We start from the raw sequence: 22834 nt of genomic DNA on the forward strand, positions 1-22834 counted from the left end.
TTGAATCTGGAACGCACCATGCCGTTGCGCCTGTCGGCGGAATCCGGCACCGCATGTCGGAGCGAAGGGAAATTTCCCTCCGTTGGAGTGTAATAAAGGTTAAAAGTTTTCCTCTTCTTCAGATTTATGCCAACCCAACCGTAAGCGAACTGAGACATACCGGGCTGCAACTCGACATTAAGCAACTGCTTACGCTCTGCCAGAACTTTGACAACTCCGGGTATTCAACGCTCGTTGCTGAGCCCATCTCCCAGCAAAAAAACCACCAGGTTCCGACCGCGACTCAACAGTAAGCTTGGGTTAGCCACCTGATTTTCGCGAGGAATCCACTATAATGAATAAAAAACCATGCTCTTGCTCATCTTTACTCATCTCGGTAAAAAGGGGGTTGCTTTGAAACAGTATCCTGTCGCGTTGAATAACCGGCACGTATTTCTTGTTCCTTTATTATTAGTCGTTATCGCGCTCCTGCCTGCCTGTGCGGCGCTTGACACCGATCCGGACCGCGGGGCAACCACGGTGAAGCAGGACGTCTTTGGCGATCAGTTCGGCACAATCGAGTATCTCCCACAGAACTGGCAGGCTTCGGACAGTTTATGGTTTTATACGGTTACGCAGGGGTCGAATATGCTGCCCTACGATTTCTTCATGGTATTGGAAAAAAAAGGCGGTTCCGAGCCATTTCGATCCAACGAGAACATGAATCGTTACCGTTATCTCCCGCAGAAGCCGACTTCAAGCAACCCGGACGGACTGCCCGTCGGTTTCGTCAAGGACACCTACAAGGGTAAAGATTATATGGGATTGACATGCGCGGCCTGTCACACCGCACAAATAAACTACAACGGAAAAGGTATCCGCATTGATGGCGGGCCGGCAGGCGCTGACATGGAAACCTTCATGGCGGATATGGTGCGCGCGCTGAAAGCAACGCTCGAAAATGAAGATATCCGGAGTCGATTCGTAAAAAACGTGATGGCGCGTGGCGCATATAACGCCGAAGCCGACGTCAATGCGGACCTCGAGCGGTATACCCAGCGCCTCGCTAACTACATCACCATAAACTACAGTACGACACATTACGGGTACGCGCGGCTGGACGCCTTCGGACGCATTTACAATCGGGTTCTGGAGCACATCATTACTCCTAAAGAGCTTCGAGAGCTGTTGCGCGATCCGAGAATAATAAGACCGGGGGCGATAAGTCCGGAAGAACTGGAAACGATTTTGGGTCACGATGGCGATAGCGTCCTGAATGGGGACGAGCGCGACCAGATCGTCGGCAATCTTTTGAAGGCTTTGGGCAAGAATAACGAGTGGGAATCGCTCGGACGCCTGAGGAAGAAGCTGTTCAACACCCCCAACGCACCGGTCAGCTATCCCTTCTTGTGGGACACGCCTCAGCATGATTACGTGCAATGGAACGGGTTGACAGAAAATTCAGGTTTAAAGGCAATCGGACGCAACGCGGGGGAAGCGATTGGCGTTTTCGGCACGCTGGACTGGTCAGAACGACAGGGATTTTCGATATCCTCTGTTGTTGCTGGGCAGGGCTTTTACGGTAACCATATCAGTTATAAATCGTCAGTCAATGTGCTTAACCTCCGCCGCATCGAATCGCGCCTATGGCAGTTGCAATCTCCGCTGTGGCCGGAGCACATTCTTCCGGCAATCGACAAGACCCGTCTCCCAAATGGCAGATCGTTGTTCAATAAACATTGCGTGAGCTGTCACACCCGAATCGTGCGCGATGACCCGGACCGCCGCGTAGTTGCACACATGGCACGGGCCAGCGATGCGGGCACGGACTCCCAGATGGCGGAAAACAGCGTCAATTACCAAGGTTTCTCAGGTATTTTACGCAACCAGTATGTGAACGTCAGTGTCGGCGATATCCTGATCGATCGGCGGGCGCCGGTGTCAGCCTTGCTGACCCGCGTTACTCAGGGCGTGGTCGCCACTCCAGAGCCGGACAAGTGGTTGTTACAGCGCTGGACCGAGTGGGCATATAATCTCGCGACTGGTTATCGTGATAATAAAATTAAAAACTCCATCAAGCACGGCGATTACGATCCCGACACCACCGCCAATCCGGTCGCCTCGTTGAAATCCTATAAGTCGAGGCCATTGAATGGTATCTGGGCGACAGCGCCCTATTTGCATAATGGTTCCGTACCCACGCTCTATGATTTGTTGCTGCCGAAGAAACGTCCGGGCGACCCGGACGGCGGAGAATACCGTCCTGACGAGTTTGAGGTCGGCTCCCGCGAATTCGATCCGGTGAAGGTCGGCTTCAAGAGCAGCGGTTATGGCGGCTTCGTGTTTAATACCCAGGGAATCAAAGACGACAAAGGAGGCTATACCAAAGGGAACAGCAACGCCGGGCACGAATACGGGGCCAGACGCGTCGCCAACGAATCTGATGGGCTAGTGGATCAAAAAATCAAAGATAAGTGTGCCGACGAAACCATCAAGGATGAGGATTTGGATGCGTCGATTAAAGACAAGTGCCTGTATCCCATATCCAGAGAGGACCGCCTCGACTTGCTCGAGTATCTGAAAACTTTGTGATTCCGATCAATTCGATTCTGTTTCGACTACCAAAACAAAACCACAAGGGAGCTACCGATGAGCACAAGCAATTACCTGGAGCAGTACGATGCCGCTTCCGACACCGAAAAGTCGGTGCTGGCCCGGCGCTGGATTGATACCGAACCTCTGCCGTTTTTCAAGGAATTACGTCAAAAGCGTCCCATCCTTGTGACCCCAAAATTCACACTGGTCACACGTTTCGATGACGTCAGAGAAGTATTGAGCATGCCCAAGGTCTTCACGGTAGAACCCTATGTTTCCAAAATGGCCGACTATCTGATGATGCATGACGACGATGCGCTGCATACGCGCGAGAAATCGCTGATGCAGTGCATGTTGAATCGAGACGATCTTCCGGCGGTGCGGGAAATGGTAGCGAATGTCTCCAAGGAGATACTCGACAATGCAAACGGCAACGTCGAATTGGTTAACAGCTACTGCCGCATGGTACCGGCGACGCTGGTGCGAGAGTATTTTGGCCTCACTGGAGCGAAACGACGCGATCTGATCGAGTGGTCTTACTGGAACCAGGTCGATACTTTTCACAACCAGCCTTTCGATTTGCTGCCCCCGGAAAAATCCCAGTACATTATCGACAAGCACAACGAAACCTCCAAGGAACTGGGCAAATTCATAGTCGAGCTTATCGCCCGCCGCACGCTCCAGGTCAAGGCGGAGGAATTGACCTTTTCCACCCTTGTGCGTCTCGATGACGACATCGTAACGCGAATGTTACGTACCGATTATCCCAAACAATTGGATTTCGACATCAAGCGCCTGGGTCTGAATGCCGGCGGCTTGTTGATCGGTGCCATCGAAACGACAGCGCAGGCAGTCGCTCAAATCGTGCAATACCTGATTGACCGGCCAGAATGGCTGGCGAAAGCAAAACTGGCGGCCCAGCAGAACTCCGCTGCGGAATTTGATGGCTACGTATGGGAAGCCCTGCGTTTCGTGCCCATCACACCTTACTTGTTCCGTACCACCGCAAGCGATTATGCGGCGGCCAAGGGAACCGACCATGAAACCGTGCTGCGTGCCGGCACCCACGTCTTGCCCGTTACGTTATCGGCCATGTTCGATGAGCGCGCGTTCGAGTCGCCAGATGAGTTTATCCCGCAACGCAACTGGTACAACTATTTTCATTTCGGCTTCGGTAGTCATGAATGCCTGGGTCGATACGTGGGCCGGGAAATGATTCCGGAGATGGTGCGCCAGGTTCTTACCAGGGAGGGTATTAAGGCGAAGAGCCCAATCGATTACAAAGCCGGCCCCTTCCCCGAACAGTACGAGCTTTCCTGGACGACACAATAAAGCAGCAACCGGCTGGTCCTGTCGGGCCAGCCGGTTGATAGCAATAGCCTACTAGCCACTTAGGCACTGCCCCCGCCCAGCTATACCGCTACTTGGCGCCCGCCGCCTTGAGAAGCTGCACTAGATTTTGCTGACGGTATTTGGATGCCAGCATCAGCGCGGTAGCACCATTACCGGCCTTGGCGTTCACATCTGCCTTGCCTGCGATTAACGCCTGTGCCACGCCCGTATGCCCAATCTGCGAGGCCAGCATAAGAGCAGTGGCTCCATTTTCCAGCCGCGCATTCACATCGGCTCCCGCGGCAATTAGCATCCGCACAACCTCCGGATGCCCTTCCTGCGACGCCTGCATCAAGACGGTGATGCCGTCGTTTCTTCTGGCATTCACATCCCCCTTGGCTGCAATCAAGTCTCTAACCACCTCGCGGTGACCGTTCTGCGACGCCCGCATCAACGCCGTAGTACCGTTGCTGGTCTTCGCGTTCACATCGGCTTTGGCTTCGAGTAACGCCTGCACAACCTCCTCATAGCCGCCTTGCGATGCCGCCACCAGCGCGGTCGTACCGTCGTGCGACCCGGCGTTTACATTCACCTTGGTAGCAAGCAGCGCCTTGACTCGCGCCAGGTTGCCGTTCTCTGCTGCAGCGATGAGCTCGCTAGTGCCCATACTGGCCCACGCACTCGCCGAAGCGAGGAATAACATCACCAGCGCGCTCAATGCGCGTGCGTATATCAACGGTCTGGTCACTTCAGTCTCCTTTATTCAATTATTTCCTGTTATTCTTGCCACTCGCCCGCTCGCTTCGGTTTTCACCCCAGCCCCGCCCATTTATATCGCTGACGGTGCGCTGAGGGCGGATTGCTCCCCGTTTGCGAAGGGGGAGAAGTCAGTCCAGCGCTTGATCAGTTCGACAGTCCACAGCCGAACCATTTGGACTTACTTCGATCAAACACCAAGCCGGCTCGACCAGAGCCAGACCAAAGCTAAAACCAACGTGAACCATCATGTAATCCCGACCGATCACATTCGCTGGCAGGAACCTGTTCTGACCCGCTAATTCTGAGGAGATTCAATGCGTAAGGCCCTTCTTTCGATATCATTGTTGCTGGTGGCGTCATCAGCAAGCTCAGCAGAAGGGGTCCTACGCCCGGGACTATGGGAGTTGACGACGACGTCGCTTCTGCTGGCGTTTGTACCCCAGATTCCACCCGATACAATGCAAAAGCTGACAAGCCTGGCAAAGCAACACGGAATCGACATACCTGAAATCCAGAACGGAGCAGCCACGTCTAAAGTCTGCATTACCCCAGAGATGGCCGAGCAGGAACTCCCGGTCTATTTTCATCAGACCCAATTGGGGTGTAGTGCTCAGAATACGACCCGGACAGGAAACAGCTACAGAACAGACCTGGTTTGTGCGCATCCTCAGTTCAAGGGTAACGGAACGGCGGAGGGAACATTTACCAGTCCCGAACGCTTTTCAGGACAAACACAGTTTAATGGTGTCTTCCAGGGCAATCCTATCGACGAGCATGCGGACGTTACAGGCCGATGGATTAGCGCAAGCTGCGGCCCGGTCAAAGCCATTTACTGAGGCGCCCGATTCACCTGACAGGCAATTGTCTCGTCATTGCCAACGCTATTTCTTGTAGGACGCCGCGGCGTACCGGGATCGCTCCTCCGCCGTTTACGCTGGCCGGGGTCCTAAATATCCGTGACTTCGCGCGTCATAGCCTCAAGCAGCCGTTCGTGAAGGCCCCCAAAAGCGCCATTGCTCATCACAAGCACGTGATCGCCTGGCTGAGCAGCAACGATGATGGCTGCGACCAGCTGATCGAGGTTGCCGTATACCGCCGCTCTCTTACCAAGCGGGACCAGCGCATCCCCAGCGTCCCAACCAAGATTTGCGTTGTAGCAAAAGACCTGATCCGCTGTCGCAAGACTATTCGCGAGACTGTCTTTCCAGACTCCCATTTTCATCGTGTTGGAGCGAGGCTCCAGCACAGCAATAATACGAGCGTTTTTCACTTTGTTCCGCAACCCTTCAAGGGTGGTCCGGATTGCTGTTGGGTGATGCGCAAAATCGTCATATATAGTAATGCCGTTCCTCACACCGCGCACTTCCATGCGGCGCTTGACGTTTCTGAACTGCCTCAGCGCATCGATACCGACATTGACGGGCACGCCGGCGTGACGCGCGGCAGCCAGCGCCGCCAACCCATTCATGAGATTGTGCTCACCGAGCAAATCCCATTGTAATAATCCCTGAGAATCACCCTTGAAACGAACGGTAATTCCGCCGTCGGGCAAAACGTCGCTTTCCCAGCCGCTCGCCACCCCTAACGTTTCAATCGGCGTCCAGCATCCCCTGCTCAATACCCGCTTCAGACTTTCCTCGCGCCCGTTGGCGACGATCAGCCCATTCCCAGGAATGGTACGGACAAAATAATGGAACTGCTGTTCAATTGCTGCGAGACTGTCGAAGATGTCCGCGTGATCAAATTCCAGATTATTGAGAATCGCCGTTCTGGGTCGAAAATGTATGAACTTGGAGCGTTTATCAAAAAAAGCCGTGTCGTATTCGTCCGCTTCAATGACGAAAAAGCCGGATCCGCCCAGTCTGGCTGACAATCCAAAGTTCCGGGGAATACCGCCGATCAGGAAACCCGGGCTCATCCCCGCGTATTCGAGTATCCATGCCAGCATGGACGTGGTTGTTGTCTTCCCATGAGTACCCGCAACGGCCAACACCCATCTTTCGCGAAGCACGTTGTCCGCAAGCCACTGTGGCCCTGAAACATAAGGGAGGTTAAGGTTGAGAATCTCCTCCATGAGGGGGTTGCCGCGGGTGACCACATTCCCAACCAGGAACAGATCCGGCCGGAGCTTGGCTTGGTCAGGCGAAAACCCCTCAGTCAACTCAATCCCTTGAGAGCTGAGCTGAGCACTCATGGGTGGATAAACACTGGCGTCGCTGCCTGTCACTTTATGGCCGGCCTCGCGCGCGATGGCGGCGATCCCCCCCATGAAGGTGCCGCAAATGCCTAGAATATGAATGTGCAAACCTTGACTCCTACTGCTCCCCAGCAGCTTTGTACGGTTAAAATTAAGTTTGTATGCGCACGACCGTGCGTATAGTTTGGCTTCCGTTTTTTGTTACACTTACGGCTTTGTTCGCCTTAGCCTACCACTTGGTGGCCAAGCTGAGCAACAAGCCCCAATGGAGGGCACCCTCGATTTCTGCAAATCCGGATCCGATACGCTACGTGCAGCGATGCCCACATACCGGTGACGCCACACCTACCAATCTGAAAACAGCGATGCATCCGTGCCGAGACGTCGCGCTTTTCCGGATACCTCTCCTCCCATGAAATCGCGTTTCTCCCGCCTAATTTGCTGGTGTGTTTTTCTTTTTTGCCTTGCATGCAATGCTCGCGCCGACACGCCATCATCTGACGCGCGACAACGGTCTGAGCGTATAACAACCCCGCCCGGCAAAGCCCAGGGCAATGAAAATAAACCGGTCGTTATCGACAACGAGCGCATTCGCGGCCGTCATGAATATGAGGTTCAGGCCCCCAGCGGGTCTGAATTACGCGGCGCCCCTGTTAACTCAGCCGGTCAGCCTCAGGACGGTGGTGGCCGGTCTCAGCCGAGGCAGAACTATACACCATCAACTGCGGCAAAACCCGGTGAAGCGGCCACAGGACATAAAGTCGAGGCTGGAAACAAGGAGGATCAGCGCGGACTTACAGAAGCTGAGGGTATAGCAGGACCGCACGCCGTGCAGGAATTTGAACCGCAGCTTCGGCCCGGCGCGACTTCGCCCGCGGGCATCGCATCGCCCGGCTTGAAGGACCGGACCAAAATGGCCACGCCCGGCGGCGTGCCGGAAACAGGGGGAGGTAAACCAGGATTCGCGGAAGCCGAGCACATCCGTGGACACCTTGAGCAGCCGGGCGACATGAAGCTGCGCCTTGGCGGCGGAGTTGAGCCAGAGACCGAGGTAAAAGTGGCTGCGCCCGTGGCAGAAAAAGTGAGTCCGAAGAGCAGGCCGGTGTTCGTGGCTGCCGACCGCCTGCAAGGACACTCTGGCAAGGAAGTCGAGGCAATCGGCAGAGCCGAGCTGAACAACGGCGATCAGCTCATCTCGGCGGATCGCCTGAAATATCGTCAGGACACGGAAGATGCGGAGGCTGAAGGCGGGGTTCGAGTGGAGCAGCGCGGAGATATACTTGAGGGTTCGAGGCTCAAATTCAATCTGGCCAGTAAAACCGGAGAACTCAGCCAGCCCAGCTATCAGCTGAAGGATGCCAGCAGCCGGGGCTATGCCGACATGCTCTTATTTGAAGGCGAAAATCACTACCGCTTCCGGCAAGCAAACTACACCACATGTCCTGCCGGCGACGATGATTGGCACTTGAACGTAGGTGACCTGCAACTGGATCACTCCAAGCGGGTCGGCACTGCGCGGAACGTTAAACTTACATTCAAGGACGTACCCATTTTATACACCCCCTGGATGAATTTCTCGTACAGCGGCCAGCGCAAGTCGGGCTTGCTCGCGCCTGTATATGGCACCAACGTACGAACAGGCCTCGAAGTCACAGTGCCGTTCTACTGGAATATCGCACCCAATTATGACGCGACCATCTCCGCCCGCATGATGTCGAAGCGGGGCGTCTCACTCAACAACGAATTTCGCTATCTGGGAGAGAAGTTCAGCGGCACCATACTCGGGGACATATTGCCGAATGACTGGGACACCCAAACGACCCGGTGGCGCACCTCTTTTGCGCACGATCACAATCTCGGCAGAGGCTTTTCGGCGCGCCTGGACTACAACAGGGTTTCGGATGACGCATATTTCCGCGATCTCGGAAACAACCTGAATCTAACCTCCCGCACCAACCTGCTGCAACAGGGCCTGCTTTCGTACAACCGCGGGCTTGGCGACGACGGGACGCTGAACGTGACCTCCATGGTCCAAAGCTTTCAGACCATTCAGGATCCCTTGGCCTCCATTGTTGCCCCGTACAAGCGCTTGCCGCAGATCGCCATGGTTGCGAATAAACCTGATATTTTCGGCATGGACCTGAATTTCATCGGCAGCTGGTCGAATTTCTCGCATCCGACGCTGGTGAGCGGCCACCGCGTGGTGCTCTTTCCTAGCGTCAGTTATCCGATGCGCAATGCATTTGGCTATGTGACGCCAAAGATCGGGATACACCACACCCGGTATAACCTGGACGCTACGGGCACCTCCCCCGAGGCGAGCCCTGATCGCACATTGCCGATACTCAGCCTCGACAGTGGTATTGCATTTGACCGCCAGATGAGCCTGGGTGGAGAACGGTTCACGCAGACCCTTGAGCCCAGGCTTTTCTATGTATATGTCCCGTTCCGCGATCAGAGTCAGTTGCCGAACTTTGACTCGGCCAAGACCGACTTCAGCTTCGCGCAAATGCTGAACGAAAACCGGTTCAGCGGCCATGATCGCATCAACGATGCGAATCAGCTCACCTTCGCACTTACCTCCCGTTTGATCGAGTCCGGCACCGGCAAAGAACGCCTGCGCCTTGCCGTTGGCCAGCAAATAAGCTTTATTGATCGGCGCGTAACACTGGACGCACCTGAAACTATTAACCGCAGACCGGATTTCGTCGCCGCAGTGACCGGATTCCTCACGCCGACAATCAGCACGGATTCGAGCGTGCAATTCGATCAGACCAGATTCGTGGCTGACGTGGTTCGTTCGGGCTTGAGCTATCGCCCGGAGCCTGGCAGGGTCGTCAATGTCGGCTACCGTTTTACACGGGACGTGCTGCATCAGGTGGACGCTTCGAGCCAGTGGCGATGGTCGGAACGTTGGCAGACGGTTGCCCGTCTGAATTACTCGTTGCAGGACCAGAAGATTCTGGAAGGACTGGCGGGACTTGAGTATAATGCCTGCTGCTGGTCGTTGCGGTTCGTGCTCCAGCATCTCACAACCGCCACGCAGAAAACGACCACGGCAGCTTTTTTGCAACTCGAGTTGAACGGCTTGATGCAAATTGGCTCAAACCCGCTGCAAGTGTTGCAGCGTAGTATTCCTGGTTATCTCAGAACCGGCAGCCAGGGAAGTAGCCCGCTGGAAGGCCCATAGAAAGTAAATCTTCAATACGGCAGCACGCCGTTCCTCTGCTCAACGCTTAAACACATGGGCACGAAATTCTGGTTACGTCCTCCTGTTTTGCTGGCTATGCTGATTGCCGGGATGGCGATCGCCCAGCAGCCTGCCCATCCTGGCAGCATCCGGACCATAGATCATATTGTCGCCGTGGTGAATGAGAGCGTGATAACGCGCCATGAGCTGAACGAAATGCTCAGGGCCATGGTCAAGCAGTTAGAGAAACAGGGCGTGCAGCCACCTCCGCCCGCGGTACTCGAGAAGCAGATGCTCGATCGCATCATTTTGAATCAGGTCCAGTTACAGCTTGCCAAAGAAACCGGCTTGACGGTAAGCGACACCGAACTTGACCAGACCATCCGTCGAATCGCGCAGGAAAATAAGATGTCGCTGGATGAATTTCACAACGCACTGGAGCGCGACGGAATCAGTTTCAACAAGTTCAGGGACGAAATTCGCGATGAGATAATTCTGGTGCGGCTCAAGGAACGCGAGGTCACAAACCGGGTCAGCGTGACCGAGGGAGAGGTGGATAATTTCCTGCATACGCAGGAATCGTCCCCCAGCCAGAACGAGGAATATCGTATCGCCCACATCTTGATTATGGTGCCGGATCAGGCGAGCCCTTCCCAATTGCAGATGAGGCGGGAGCGAGCGGAAGCTGCCTTGACGCGCTTGAAAAGCGGAGCCGAATTTGCCCAGGTGGCGGCCGAGTTTTCGGATGCCCCGGACGCGATGGAGGGAGGGCTGCTGGACTGGCGTCCGGCGGCGCAATTGACCAAGATTTTTGCCGACGTATTGACGCCGATGAAGGCAGGCGAAGTGACTCCGCTCATTCAGAGCGCAAGCGGGTTCCATATTCTGAAGCTGGTCGACCGTCGCAGCCAGAACCAAGCGGTCACCGTGGTGGATCAGACCCACGCCCGTCATATTCTTGTCAAAATCAGCGAACTCACCTCCGAAACAGATGCCAAGCGCCGCATAATCGAGTTGAAGGACAGACTGGACAATGGGGGGGCCAAATTTGAAGAACTGGCCAAGCTCCATTCCGAAGATGCAAGCGCTCCCACCGGCGGGGACTTGGGCTGGCTCTCTCCCGGCGATACCGTACCTGAGTTCGAGCAGGCCATGCGCATCCTCAAACCCGGTGAAATCAGTGAACCTGTCCAATCACCATTCGGCTGGCACTTGATCCAGGTGTTGGAGCACCGAACGCAGGATGTAAGCAAGGAACGGCAGCGGCAAGCCGCGCGCCAGGCTATCCGCGCTCGCAAAGCCGACGCAGCATTTCAGGAATGGCTGCAACGACTGCGTGACCGCGCCTACGTCGAATACCGGCTCGAGGAAGGTTAGGATTGAGCAAGCCGTGAATATCATGCCCGCGGGCGCGCCCGCCACAGGCAGAAGGCTGGCTCTTACGACGGGAGAGCCAGCGGGAATCGGTCCGGATCTATGCGTGCAAATCGCACAACTGGATTTGCCTTTCAATCTGGTTGTGCTCGCCGACCGCGAACTGTTGCGCGCACGTGCGCTTTTACTAAAGCTTCCGCTGAAAATCACCGACTACGTCCCCACTGCCGGACTCGCGCATAAGCCCGAGCATAAGCCAGGCGCTTTGCGGGTGCTGCACGTCCCCCTGACGGAATCTTCGAACCCTGGTCAGCTTGATCCGGTCAACTCCCGTTATGTGCTGAACTTGCTGGATCGCGCCATTGAGGGATGCAGCAATGGGGAATTTTGCGCGATGGTGACCGCACCCGTACATAAGGGCATCATCAATAACGCGGGGATCCCCTTCACCGGGCATACCGAATACCTTGCCCAACGGACAAATAGTCAGGCAGTCATGATGCTTGTTGGCGGCGGCATGCGGGTAACGCTCGCAACCACCCACCTGCCGCTAAAGGATGTGCCGGCCGCGATCACCCAAGCCGCGCTGGAGAGGAAGCTTCGCACGATTCACGACGACTTGATCCATCGTTTTGGCATTGGCCGGCCTCGTATCGCAGTGGCCGGGTTAAATCCTCATGCCGGTGAATTCGGACATCTTGGCAGGGAAGAGATAGAAATCATCATTCCCTCGCTCGACAAGCTGCGCGCCCAGGGAATGGACTTGAGCGGCCCGCTTCCGGCCGATACCCTTTTCAATCCGGCAAAGCTGAAGGACTTTGACTGCATCTTTGCCATGTACCATGACCAGGGCCTGCCGGTATTGAAGCACGCCAGTTTTGGCACGGCAGTCAACGTGACCTTGGGCTTGCCCATCATTCGTACTTCTGTCGATCACGGAACCGCCCTGGATCTGGCCGGAACCAGAAGTGCCGATCCAGGCAGTCTTATCGCGGCGATCGAAATGGCGGCGACCCTCGCCGGAAATCGGAAATAGCCTGCTGCATGGACCGCCCGCCTATTCCGCCGCATCCCGCTTTCATATCGCCTACAACAAAGTGACGCGCCACACTCCCCGCAAGCGCTTTGGCCAAAATTTCCTGGTTGATGAGCGCGTGATTGCGGATATTGTCAGTGCCATTCGTCCGGGAAACGACGATCTTCTGGTGGAAATAGGGCCCGGCATGGGCGCACTCACGCGGCCCCTGTTGCGATCGGTCAGTCATCTGCATGTGGTGGAGATTGACCGGGATATTATCGAACGCCTGCGCCGCGAATTCTCCGGGGAAAAACTCACCATATACTCAGGTGATGCGATGAAATTCGACTTCTCCGCAATTGGTAAACATCTGCGCGTCATTGGCAATCTGCCCTACAATATTTCCACGCCTATCCTGTTTCATCTGAGCCGATACGCGAACGGCATCAGCGATATGCACTTCATGCTGCAAAAGGAGGTGGTGGAGCGCATGGTCGCCGTACCCTCGTCCCCCGCTTACGGGCGGCTCTCAGTTATGCTGCAATGCCGCTTTGAAATGGAGCAGCTCTTCATCGTTCCCCCGGAATCCTTCCGCCCGGTACCGAAGGTCGAGTCGGCAGTCGTCCGCATGCTCCCCCTCCGGCAACCGCCGATTGACAGCAGCAATGACAGTTTATTCACCGATATCGTCTCCGCCGCTTTCTCGCAGCGTCGCAAGACCCTACGCAATACGCTGCATGGATATCTGAAATCGGAAGACTATGCTGTGCTGGAAATCGATCCGGGACTGCGGGCGGAGAACCTGGCCGTCGCGCAGTTTGTAGCAATCGCTGACCACTTGAGCAAAAGGCTGGTTCTGTCGTAAACACATGCCCGGCAGAAGAATGCCACCAGATGAGCGACTATTTACTTTTTCTGGTGCACGGTCACTTTATCGATCCGATCGTTCTCGTCGTAGCTGACATCGAACGCCATTTCTTCCCCTTGAAAAACAAGTTCGGTCGGCGTGCCGACCACCTCCCACAAACCCAGGGTAAAAACGTCAGCAACACCGTGAAAAACCGCCCTACCGGCTCTTGTCGCGGTACTGTAACCTTGCTTGAATGTGAAAATCTCGCGTCTCCTGCCGTCTTTCGTTTCGCTTACAGAAGGTGTGCCAAACTCTGCAAGGAGCATGTCTCTGGGAGTCCCCACCGAGAACAAGCTAATGTTTTTCTTGGGGGGCTGCTGAGCTGCCATATAAACAGAACACCCGGAGATGACAAGCACTACCCATGCAAAAGCAACCGTGATGAAAGTTCTGTTTAACATGATCTTAACCCCTCAACGGTAAATTATGAAAACACGCCCATTTGATGTGACGCGTTTTTACTGCTGTGCCAGTGGAGTGAATATTACCTCATACTCAGACTTGCCATGCAGTCTCGAGGAAGCCAAGCTGAGCCATTCGGTATAAGCTCCCCAGATCAAATTCACCCGCGGCCTGCCACAGGGACGAGCCAGCCAATGCAGGACGTCTCCGTTCTTCCTTCCTCTACCAACTCGCATGATTACTTGAGCACAGCCTTTTTTAAGATGCCACAATGCAACCGCACTGATAATCACTTTAAACTCTGTCTTGTGCATGGGTATAATCGCGGCTCACACTGAATAAAATCAAGCAAAGCCACGAGGATCGCGCTCACCAGACAGATCATGAGACCTATTGCCCCCCGCAGACTCCCACTCCTATTGGCAGCTTTGCTCGCATTCGGTCTAGCGACCCCCGCGGGTGCGGAAATTTACTCGTTTACCGATGAAAATGGCGTGATGCATTTCAGCAACGTGCCGACAGATGAGCGCTACGTTCCGCTTACTGGGCCCAGTGCCGGCGTCAAGAGAGCTGTAGCAGGTCCGAGCAACACCCCGGTCGAACCGCGTACCAAGGCTCAGTATGGTGGCATCATAGAAGAGATCGCTCGAGCTTATGGATTGGAAAGCGCGCTGATACATGCGGTGGTGTCTGTCGAATCAGCCTACAGGGTCACAGCTGTTTCGAAGAAAGGCGCGGGTGGCCTCATGCAACTCATGCCTGAAACTGCGCAGCGGTACGGTGTTACCGACCGGCTCGACCCCGTGCAAAACCTTCATGGCGGGGCCAGATACCTGAGCGACTTGCTGAAGATGTTTAACGGCGATATGAGGTTAACGCTGGCGGCTTACAACGCCGGCGAAAATAACGTTATCAAATACGGAAACCAGATTCCGCCGTTCCAGGAAACCCGAGCTTACGTGCCGAAGGTGATGGAGCTCTATCGCAAGTATCAGGCGAGCCCGAAGCTTACCTCCTCCCGACGGGGCGTCTGAAAAAGCTTCAGATGAATTGAATCTGACCAGATTCATCCCCTCACAGCTTCCGTCGCACAAACCACCCGCCACCACCTAGAAGTTAAATCGGACTCTGGCAAAAAAGAGTCTTTGTCCTTTGCTTGGCAGCAGACCAGATGAACGAGGCTTACGCCCCTCAAAGGGCTCAACCCGTTGATTCGGAAATCGCTTCCCAATTACTTTTTCGGCATATAGAGGTCGGTGATCGACCCTTCCGCGATTTCAGCGGCAAAAAAGATGGTTTCGGATAATGTCGGGTGCGGGTGAATGGAGAGGCCGATGTCTTCCATATCTGCCCCCATTTCCAGCCCCAGCACGGTTTCGGCAATCAACTCACCAGCATTCACACCGACCACGCCTGCGCCGAGGATGCGCCGCGTTTTTTTGTCCAGCAGCAGCTTGGTCATGCCTTCCTCACGCGCCATGGCTAGTGCCCGACCGCTTGCGGCCCAGGGAAACACCGCCTTTTCGAATTCGATTCCCTGTTTTGCCGCATCGGTTTCGGTCAGGCCCATCCAGCCAATCTCGGGATCCGTATACGCCACGGAGGGAATGGTGCGCGCGTCGAACGCCACTTTATGCCCGGCGATCACTTCGGCGGCAGTCTTGCCTTCGTGCGAGGCCTTGTGCGCGAGCATGGGCTCGCTTGCAATATCGCCGATGGCGAAGATATGCGGCACGTTGGTGCGCAATTGTTTATCCACGGGGATATATCCGCGCTCATTCACGGTAACACCCGCTTGTTCCGCTCCAATATCGCGACCGTTAGGGCGGCGTCCGACCGCCATGAGGATCCGGTCGTAGATTTGCGGCTCCGGTGCGGTACCGTTTGGTCCGCCTTCAAAGGTAACTTTCAGCCCGTCTGCAAGAGCCTCGATCGCCGTGACCTTGGTTTTGAGGTAGATGGCTTCGTAGCGTTTTTGTATGCGGCGGTGCAGCGGCCTGACAAGGTCAGGATCAGCGCCGGGGATCAACTGATCCATTAATTCCACTACTGTAATCCTGCTGCCGAGGGCATCGTATACTGTCGCCATTTCCAGTCCAATGATACCTCCACCAATGATAAGCATACGCTTGGGGATATCCTCCAGCTTCAGAGCTCCGGTAGAATCCATCATGCGGGGATCGTCGTAGGGGAAGCCGGGTATGCGCGCCACGCTTGAGCCTGCGGCAATAACGCAATGCTCGAACGATACAGTCTTCAAGCCACCGGGAGTCTCAACCTCGATCATATTCGGCGACGTAAACCTACCCGTCCCTTGCACAAGTTCCACCTTGCGCTGTTTTGCCAACTGCGTCAGCCCCTTGGTCAGCTTGCCGATAACGGACTCCTTCCAGGCGCGAAGCTTGTCTATTTCGATGCGCGGCTCACCGAAAACGATGCCCTGAAGCGCTGTTTCCTCCGCATCGCTAATAACCTTCGCCACGTGCAACAGGGCCTTGGAAGGAATGCAGCCCACGTTAAGGCAGACACCACCGAGCTTGGAATAGCGCTCGATCAATGCCACTTTCTTACCCAGATCCGCGGCGCGGAACGCCGCGGTGTAACCTCCCGGCCCGCCACCCAACACGACCAAATCCGCGTGGATGTCACCTCGCCTAACCGAAGGGGCGGGATGGGGCGCAGCTGATTCAGGGGTCGCCACGATTGCTGAAGCTTCCGTTTGCGGTTTTTCGGGTGCAAACTCGGCGCCAACCGCGGCTTGTTCTTTTGGCTCAGGCGCTACGGGTGTCTGAGCCGCCTGAGCAGACTGAGCCGCCCCCTCGGAGGCGGCTACCGGTTCGAGCATAAGGAGAAGCGACCCTTCCGAGACGGTATCGCCCACCTTGACGTGGATATCCTTCACTACCCCTGGTTGCGGAGAGGGAATCTCCATGGTCGCCTTGTCGGTTTCAAGCGTGACGAGAGACGTTTCCTTTTCCACGCTATCGCCCGGCTTTACCAATAGCTCGATGACAACCACATCCTTGAAATCACCGATATCAGGAACTTTTATTTCGATAAGCTGAGCCATGACAACCTTAAGTTAAAAAACAGAACCCGTTTCAATGCTGATGGCCCCGGTTACGCTTTATTGCCTGACGTGTCCGTCGCCTAGCACGATAAATTTCTGGCTGGTCAATCCTTCCAATCCCACCGGTCCGCGGGCGTGAAGCTTGTCTGTCGAGATGCCGATTTCAGCGCCCAGTCCATACTCGAACCCGTCGGCGAACCGGGTTGACGCGTTCACCATTACCGAACTAGAATCGACTTCACGCAGGAAACGGCGAGCACGGCTGTAGTCCTCAGTAATGATGGAGTCGGTGTGTTGCGATCCGTATATGGTGATGTGCTCGATCGCCTGATCAAGCCCGCTTACCACCCGCACGCTCAGAATCGGTGCAAGATACTCGGCGCCCCAATCTTCTTCCGTGGCTTCCTTCATTTGCGGAACGATGGCTCGCGACGCGGTATCCCCGCGCAGCTCCACGCCCTTGTCGAAATAGATTTTGCACAACGGAGGCAGCACTTTCTCGGCGATAGCCTGGTGCACGAGCAGTGTCTCCATGGTGTTGCACGTTCCATAGCGCTGGGTTTTAGCGTTGTCGGCAATGCGCAGCGCCTTGTCCAGGTCCGCCTGATCGTCAATGTAGACGTGGCAAACGCCATCCAGATGCTTGATGACCGGAATGCGCGCTTCACTGGCGATGCGCTCGATCAACCCCTTGCCGCCGCGCGGCACGATGACATCCACAAATTCTTTCATCGTGATGAGTTCACCTACGGCTTGGCGATCAGTGGTTTCTACCACCTGGATCGCCGTTTCCGGCAGCCCTGCCACTTTCAGCCCCTCCTTCACGCACGCCGCAATCGCACGGTTGCTGTTGATGGCCTCGGATCCGCCGCGCAGTATCGCGGCATTCCCCGCCTTGAGGCATAACCCGGCGGCATCAGCCGTAACGTTGGGCCGTGCTTCGTAGATGATTCCAATGACACCAAGCGGCACGCGCATCCTGCCCACCTGTATACCGGACGGACGGTACTTCAAATCATTGATTTCACCGACCGGATCAGCCAGTGCCGCGATCTGCAGCAACCCTTCCGCCATAGCTGCGATGCCCTTCGGCGTAAGCGTCAGCCGATCGATCATGGCCGAGTCCAAGCCGCGTTTACGGGCGCTTTCAACATCCATCGCATTCGCGGCCAGCAGCATTTGCTCATCACGCTTGATGGCCGCGGCCATTTGCGTGAGCGACCGGTTTTTTGCGGCAGTCTCCGCCCTTGCAACCAGACGCGATGCCGCGCGGGCTTCACGCCCGATTGATTGCATGTAAGTCTTGACGTCGATCATATCCATGTCACGGTTCCATTAAGACAGCGAATTATCAATCTGCGACTTAAGCGCGATTACGAGCTAGCGTTATCATACAAGCGCGGACAGCAGGGCAAAGCGAGTACCGACCTTCTATCGGGTGAGGCATAGGCACAGGCACAGCCACCAACCCATACCGCCGCCCCAACCCATCCATTGCTGCCCCAACCGCTCTGAATAACGCGCCGGTCACGAAATCCACATTTTTGGATAACTTGCAGGAAGACGGCCGAGCAAGCGCATCATTGCTTGCGGCCCGCTATCGCTAAACGCAATCCCAGTTGCAGCAATTCATCCCAGGCATCGCCCTTCGCCGCACCCTTGCTGATCCTGTCTATCTTCGACATATGCAGCAGAGCCTGCAATAACTGTTTGAGCGTAAGGCGTCTTGCCGTGCTTTCCACTAATTTCTGCTGATCTACCCTGGCCCTGATCTGGTTCATCAAGTGGCTAACCGGACTTCCCGCATCAAGCCCCTTGCGAACCGCTATCACCGCGCGGATTTGCCCGGAAAGCGTAAACACGATGAGGGGCAACGCCGTACCCTCGCCCCGCAACCCTTCAAGTACGCGAGTATATCGTGCGGCTTCGCCTTCCATCATCGCGGCCGACAGTTTGTACACATCATAACGCGCCACATCCAGCACCGCATCTTTTACCTGCTCGAAGGACAATGGGCCCGCAGGATACAGCAAGGCTAGTTTCTTCAGTTCCTGATAGGCGGCAAGAAGATTGCCCTCTACCTTGTCGGCGAGAAACAGCAGTGTGTCGTTATCGGCACTTTGCTTTTGCATGCCCAGGCGCTGGCCGATCCAGACGGGTAAACTGGCGCGTTCGACTGCATAGACTGGAATCGTGACCCCCGCGCCCTCAAGCGCCTTGAACCATTTTGTCGCCGTGCCTTGCCTGTCAAGTCTCGGCAGCGTGACGAGTGTGAGCGTATCCGGCGGCAGTGCCTTGCAATAATCCTCGATTGCAGCGCTGCCCTGGACTCCGGGCTTGCCTGATGGAATTCGGATGTCCATGACACGCCGTTCACCGAATAGTGACAAGCTGCTGCTGCACCGTTGCAGTTCAGACCAGTCGAAATGATGGTCTACGGTGAAAATCTCCCGTTCACTGTAGCCTTCACGCCGTGCCTTGGTCCGAATTGCATCAGCGGCCTCGATGCAAAGCAGTAGTTCGTCGCCAAACACGGTGTAGAGCGACGCCAGCGGTTTCTGCAGATGTCGAGGAAGATGCTCGGGGGTAACACGCATGATGTGCTTAAGATGTAAGCCTGGGCAACCGGTTCTCAGCCTTCGGCCGTACCAACCGCCTCAAGCCGCCGCAGGATCTGCGCTGCGGCATCGCTCTGCATTTCCCTGACGAGCATTGCCTCCTCCCCCTCTTTCGCCACCACTTGGGCGTCGGTAAAAGGAATAATGCGTCGCAGGGCAATCTCGTTGGCGGGGATGAGCTCCACCCCTTTAGCGTCTACTAGACGAAAGGAAACCCGATAGCGTAATTCGAATTCCCGTACCCGGCCGCCGCCGGAGACCGACATAATCTGTTTCTCGTTCACTGCGCTGATAACTTCCAAGGTGGCTTCAGCATTTTGGGGGTTATCCACGAGACGGGTACTGGTGCCAGCCTTGACGAAACGCCGCAGATCGGTACCAATAGGATTGCCTACAGGGAACGAGATAAAAAGGGTCTCAAATGGGAGTGTAGCCTGACCGCGTAGCTGAAAACCACAGGCGGCAAGGAAGAAACAGAACACGACGAGTACAATTTTTTTCATAAGAGCGTCCTCATGGGTCTAATATCTTTAGACAACGATATTTACCAATCTGCCCGGCACGATTACAACCTTTTTCACCGGCTGGTTCCCGATGAACTTTAGCGCCTGATCGTTTTCCAGTGCGAGTCGCTCGATAACCTGGGGCTGCGTATCTCTCGCTACGCATATCCTGCCGCGCAGTTTCCCGTTTACCTGAACGATCAATTCGATTTCATCCCGCACGAGGGCAGTGCTGTCGGCTTGCGGCCAAGCCTGGTCGAGAAGCTCTGTTCCCGGTTTAAGTTCGCGCCATAGCGCACGGCAAATGTGAGGAACGACCGGCGACAGAAGCAATACGATGCTTTCCATTGCTTCCTGCATTACGCTGCGCGCAGCGGGGCTGGAGTCCTGCAATTTGCCGAGGGCGTTCATGAGTTCCATGACCGCGGCAATGGCGGTATTGAACGTATGTCGCCTGCCGAAATCATCGCCCACCTTGGCAATAGTCTGGTGCAGTTGAAAACGCAGCGCCTTAAGCTCGGGGCCCAGTTCCGCCGGCCGCACTGGAGCAGCCACTGTGCCCGCCTGCACGTGTTCGTAAACCTGCTTCCATAACCGTTTGAGGAAGCGGAACGCGCCCTCTACTCCGGCATCCGCCCACTCAAGCGTCTGTTCCGGAGGACTGGCAAACATCATGAACAATCTTGCGGTATCGGCCCCATATTTTTCGACGAGCAATTGCGGATCGACCCCATTATTTTTGGATTTGGACATTGTCCCAATCCCGCCCAATTCAACCGGCTGGCCGTCCGCCCGCAGCACCGCGCCGATAGTCCTGCTCTGCTCGTCGGTTTGAATGTCCACATCTGCGGGATTGAAATAAACGATGCGCCCGGTTTCGGTTTTCCGGAACATGATCTCGTTCAGCACCATGCCCTGGGTCAGGAGATTTGCGAACGGCTCGTCAAACTTCACCAGCCCGAAATCACGCATGACCTTGCTCCAGAAGCGGGAGTAAAGAAGGTGCAGAATCGCATGTTCGATTCCGCCGACGTACTGATCCACCGGCAGCCAGTAGTCTACGCGCTCATCGGTCATGCGCGCGTTCTGATCCGCGCACGCGTAGCGGATGTAGTACCATGACGAATCCACGAAGGTATCCATCGTGTCTGTTTCCCGTCGCGCCGACTGGCCGCAACTGGGACAGAGACACTCGTAAAACGATGGCGTTTTTGCCAGAGGATTGCCCGAACCGTCCGGCACAAGATCGTCCGGCAGCACTACCGGAAGCTGGTCATCCGGCACGGGCACGACTCCGCATGCGCTGCAATAAATCAGCGGAATGGGGCAGCCCCAATAACGTTGACGCGAAATGCCCCAGTCGCGCAGGCGGTAGTGGACCCGTTTCTCCCCCAATCCTTTCTCTTCCAGCGCCGCCGCGATTGCATCCACCGCCGCCTGAAATTCAAGCCGCGAAAATTCGCCCGAGTTAAACGTCAAGCCGTGCTCAACGTATGCCTGCGTGAGCGGAACGCTTAAATCGGAATCGGCTGGCCTGATGACGGGTTTAACCGGCAGCCCGTATTTTTTCGCGAACTCGAAATCGCGTTCATCATGCGCGGGGACGGCCATTACCGCACCCTCACCGTATCCCATCAGCACATAGTTGGCCACCCATACCGGAAGTTTTTCCCCGGTCAGGGGATGGATGACAAACAATCCCGTAACCATGCCTCTTTTTTCCTGAGTTGCAAGTTCCGCTTCCATCGTGGCTCCGAGATGGCACGCACTGATGAATTCACCCAGATCAGGATTGGTCTCTGCCGCTTGCAGCGCAACTGGATGTTCAGCCGCCACCGCAACGTATGTAACGCCAAGAAGCGTATCCGCACGAGTGGTGAAAACTTTCAACGCTTGCGGCATGCCGGACCCTGCATCCGCCGGGAACGTTACGTCAACGCCGGGGCTCTTGCCGATCCAGTTTGCCTGCATTGTTTTTACCCGCTCGGGCCACCCGGTTAACGTGTTCAACGACTCCAGCAACTCGTCGGCATACGCGGTGATTCTCAAGTAATACATCGGAATCTCGCGCTTCTCGACCAACGCTCCTGTGCGCCACCCGCGTCCGTCTAATACTTGCTCATTGGCCAAAACCGTCTGGTCGATAGGGTCCCAATTAACGATGCCGGTGGTTCGATACGCCAAACCTTTTTCCAGCATCCGCAAAAACAGCCACTGATTCCATCGGTAGTAGTCCGGACTGCAAGTTGCCAGTTCCCGGCTCCAGTCGATGGCAAGCCCCAGGCTCTGCAATTGTTTGCGCATGTACGCGATGTTGTCGTAGGTCCACCGGGCGGGTGGCACACCGTTTTGCATAGCCGCGTTCTCCGCAGGCAACCCGAACGCATCCCAGCCCATTGGCTGAAAGACGTTGTAACCCAGCATACGGCGGTAGCGCGAGAGCACATCGCCTATTGTGTAATTGCGTACGTGACCCATGTGCAGCTTGCCGGAGGGGTACGGAAACATGGACAGGCAATAATACTTTTGCTTGGCGAGAGTTTCATCGGCCTTGAACGCGGCGGTTTTTTCCCAGTACTGCTGCGCTTCCGATTCGATTTCCTCTGGATGATATTTTTCCTGCATAACTTCTCAGCTTTCCCGCCATAAAACCGAGAATTATACCGCGAACCAAAACACCGGACGGCATCCGTTTGTTTCGTTATCGATTTTGCCTGCGCCGGAAAAACCCCATGGATGAGATGACAGGCAAGGAGCTCGACCCGGATAGCGTTTGCAGCGTTCGAATTCCGAATGCCAATTGCGACGACTGGCAGAAAATTCGGCTTGGAACCGCGTTTACGGTAACTCGGGCTGAGCCGCCTACTGTTTACTGGTAATTGCTTAT

General features: G+C 55.6%; 17 protein-coding genes. 9 read left to right on the forward strand and 8 right to left on the reverse strand.

What is annotated here, in order from left to right; all coding sequences use genetic code 11:
• Window positions 1–348 precede the first annotated feature (348 nt).
• Window positions 349–2571, forward strand: a complete 2223-nt coding sequence (locus R5L00_RS05005) for a di-heme-cytochrome C peroxidase (protein WP_317653632.1) — start codon at window positions 349–351, stop codon at window positions 2569–2571.
• Between the two features lie 57 nt (window positions 2572–2628).
• Window positions 2629–3906, forward strand: a complete 1278-nt coding sequence (locus tag R5L00_RS05010) for a cytochrome P450 (RefSeq protein WP_317653634.1) — start codon at window positions 2629–2631, stop codon at window positions 3904–3906.
• An 88-nt stretch (window positions 3907–3994) separates the two neighbouring features.
• Here R5L00_RS05010 and R5L00_RS05015 read toward each other — a convergent pair whose 3' ends face one another.
• Window positions 3995–4654: an ankyrin repeat domain-containing protein gene (locus R5L00_RS05015; protein WP_107693774.1), complete on the reverse strand. Its 660-nt coding sequence runs from the start codon at window positions 4652–4654 to the stop codon at window positions 3995–3997.
• Window positions 4655–4979: 325 nt separating this feature from the next.
• Between R5L00_RS05015 and R5L00_RS05020 the strand changes: the two genes are divergently transcribed.
• Window positions 4980–5501, forward strand: a complete 522-nt coding sequence (locus tag R5L00_RS05020) for a DUF3617 domain-containing protein (RefSeq protein WP_107693773.1) — start codon at window positions 4980–4982, stop codon at window positions 5499–5501.
• Window positions 5502–5611: 110 nt separating this feature from the next.
• Here R5L00_RS05020 and mpl read toward each other — a convergent pair whose 3' ends face one another.
• Window positions 5612–6970: a UDP-N-acetylmuramate:L-alanyl-gamma-D-glutamyl-meso-diaminopimelate ligase gene (gene mpl / locus R5L00_RS05025; RefSeq protein ID WP_317653635.1), complete on the reverse strand. Its 1359-nt coding sequence runs from the start codon at window positions 6968–6970 to the stop codon at window positions 5612–5614.
• A gap of 304 nt (window positions 6971–7274) precedes the next feature.
• Between mpl and R5L00_RS05030 the strand changes: the two genes are divergently transcribed.
• The 4 genes from R5L00_RS05030 (at window position 7275) to rsmA (ending at window position 13309) form a co-directional block, all read left to right on the forward strand.
• Window positions 7275–10052: an LPS-assembly protein LptD gene (locus tag R5L00_RS05030; protein ID WP_107693771.1), complete on the forward strand. Its 2778-nt coding sequence runs from the start codon at window positions 7275–7277 to the stop codon at window positions 10050–10052.
• Between the two features lie 54 nt (window positions 10053–10106).
• Complete coding sequence (locus R5L00_RS05035; protein ID WP_107693770.1) at window positions 10107–11429, forward strand: peptidylprolyl isomerase; 1323 nt, start codon at window positions 10107–10109, stop codon at window positions 11427–11429.
• Window positions 11430–11451: 22 nt separating this feature from the next.
• A complete protein-coding gene (gene pdxA / locus R5L00_RS05040) occupies window positions 11452–12462 on the forward strand; it encodes a 4-hydroxythreonine-4-phosphate dehydrogenase PdxA (RefSeq protein WP_317654115.1) in 1011 nt (336 codons plus the stop codon).
• Window positions 12463–12523: 61 nt separating this feature from the next.
• Complete coding sequence (rsmA, locus tag R5L00_RS05045) at window positions 12524–13309, forward strand: 16S rRNA (adenine(1518)-N(6)/adenine(1519)-N(6))-dimethyltransferase RsmA (protein ID WP_317654116.1); 786 nt, start codon at window positions 12524–12526, stop codon at window positions 13307–13309.
• 41 nt (window positions 13310–13350) lie between these two features.
• Here rsmA and R5L00_RS05050 read toward each other — a convergent pair whose 3' ends face one another.
• Entirely contained in the window at window positions 13351–13755 is a 405-nt protein-coding gene (locus R5L00_RS05050; RefSeq protein ID WP_317653637.1) for a hypothetical protein, read from the reverse strand.
• 384 nt (window positions 13756–14139) lie between these two features.
• Between R5L00_RS05050 and R5L00_RS05055 the strand changes: the two genes are divergently transcribed.
• Window positions 14140–14790 (forward strand): lytic transglycosylase domain-containing protein, encoded by a 651-nt coding sequence (locus R5L00_RS05055; protein WP_317653638.1) that lies wholly within the window; start codon window positions 14140–14142, stop codon window positions 14788–14790.
• A gap of 197 nt (window positions 14791–14987) precedes the next feature.
• On the opposite strand, the gene lpdA is transcribed toward R5L00_RS05055, so the two are convergent.
• The 5 genes from lpdA to leuS form a co-directional block, all read right to left on the reverse strand.
• Entirely contained in the window at window positions 14988–16826 is a 1839-nt protein-coding gene (gene lpdA / locus R5L00_RS05060; protein ID WP_317653639.1) for a dihydrolipoyl dehydrogenase, read from the reverse strand.
• 57 nt (window positions 16827–16883) lie between these two features.
• A complete protein-coding gene (locus R5L00_RS05065; protein WP_107693764.1) occupies window positions 16884–18149 on the reverse strand; it encodes a glutamate-5-semialdehyde dehydrogenase in 1266 nt (421 codons plus the stop codon).
• 257 nt (window positions 18150–18406) lie between these two features.
• Window positions 18407–19423, reverse strand: a complete 1017-nt coding sequence (gene holA / locus R5L00_RS05070) for a DNA polymerase III subunit delta (protein WP_107693763.1) — start codon at window positions 19421–19423, stop codon at window positions 18407–18409.
• Between the two features lie 35 nt (window positions 19424–19458).
• Window positions 19459–19947, reverse strand: a complete 489-nt coding sequence (lptE, locus tag R5L00_RS05075) for an LPS assembly lipoprotein LptE (RefSeq protein ID WP_107693762.1) — start codon at window positions 19945–19947, stop codon at window positions 19459–19461.
• A 27-nt stretch (window positions 19948–19974) separates the two neighbouring features.
• Window positions 19975–22572: a leucine--tRNA ligase gene (gene leuS, locus R5L00_RS05080; RefSeq protein ID WP_317653642.1), complete on the reverse strand. Its 2598-nt coding sequence runs from the start codon at window positions 22570–22572 to the stop codon at window positions 19975–19977.
• A gap of 107 nt (window positions 22573–22679) precedes the next feature.
• Here leuS and R5L00_RS05085 point away from each other — a divergent pair, with 107 nt between their 5' ends.
• The gene (locus R5L00_RS05085) at window positions 22680–22826 is read left to right on the forward strand and encodes a hypothetical protein (RefSeq protein WP_181320516.1); all 147 of its coding nucleotides are present in this window, start codon (window positions 22680–22682) and stop codon (window positions 22824–22826) included.
• Window positions 22827–22834: the final 8 nt, after the last annotated feature.

Origin of the sequence: Nitrosospira sp. Is2, from assembly GCF_033095785.1 — a bacterium.
In the GTDB taxonomy this organism is placed as follows: domain Bacteria; phylum Pseudomonadota; class Gammaproteobacteria; order Burkholderiales; family Nitrosomonadaceae; genus Nitrosospira.

What these genes read in the sequence shown, in the direction of transcription:
- R5L00_RS05065 (WP_107693764.1), bottom strand. Translation starts at nt 18,149, where the DNA reads ATGGATATGATCGACGTCAAGACTTACATGCAATCAATCGGGCGTGAA.
- lpdA (WP_317653639.1), bottom strand. Translation starts at nt 16,826, where the DNA reads ATGGCTCAGCTTATCGAAATAAAAGTTCCTGATATCGGTGATTTCAAG.
- R5L00_RS05085 (WP_181320516.1), top strand. Translation starts at nt 22,680, where the DNA reads ATGGATGAGATGACAGGCAAGGAGCTCGACCCGGATAGCGTTTGCAGC.
- pdxA (WP_317654115.1), top strand. Translation starts at nt 11,452, where the DNA reads ATGCCCGCGGGCGCGCCCGCCACAGGCAGAAGGCTGGCTCTTACGACG.
- R5L00_RS05030 (WP_107693771.1), top strand. Translation starts at nt 7,275, where the DNA reads ATGAAATCGCGTTTCTCCCGCCTAATTTGCTGGTGTGTTTTTCTTTTT.
- leuS (WP_317653642.1), bottom strand. Translation starts at nt 22,572, where the DNA reads ATGCAGGAAAAATATCATCCAGAGGAAATCGAATCGGAAGCGCAGCAG.
- R5L00_RS05010 (WP_317653634.1), top strand. Translation starts at nt 2,629, where the DNA reads ATGAGCACAAGCAATTACCTGGAGCAGTACGATGCCGCTTCCGACACC.
- R5L00_RS05055 (WP_317653638.1), top strand. Translation starts at nt 14,140, where the DNA reads ATGAGACCTATTGCCCCCCGCAGACTCCCACTCCTATTGGCAGCTTTG.
- R5L00_RS05050 (WP_317653637.1), bottom strand. Translation starts at nt 13,755, where the DNA reads ATGTTAAACAGAACTTTCATCACGGTTGCTTTTGCATGGGTAGTGCTT.
- R5L00_RS05035 (WP_107693770.1), top strand. Translation starts at nt 10,107, where the DNA reads ATGGGCACGAAATTCTGGTTACGTCCTCCTGTTTTGCTGGCTATGCTG.
- lptE (WP_107693762.1), bottom strand. Translation starts at nt 19,947, where the DNA reads ATGAAAAAAATTGTACTCGTCGTGTTCTGTTTCTTCCTTGCCGCCTGT.
- holA (WP_107693763.1), bottom strand. Translation starts at nt 19,423, where the DNA reads ATGCGTGTTACCCCCGAGCATCTTCCTCGACATCTGCAGAAACCGCTG.
- R5L00_RS05020 (WP_107693773.1), top strand. Translation starts at nt 4,980, where the DNA reads ATGCGTAAGGCCCTTCTTTCGATATCATTGTTGCTGGTGGCGTCATCA.
- R5L00_RS05005 (WP_317653632.1), top strand. Translation starts at nt 349, where the DNA reads ATGCTCTTGCTCATCTTTACTCATCTCGGTAAAAAGGGGGTTGCTTTG.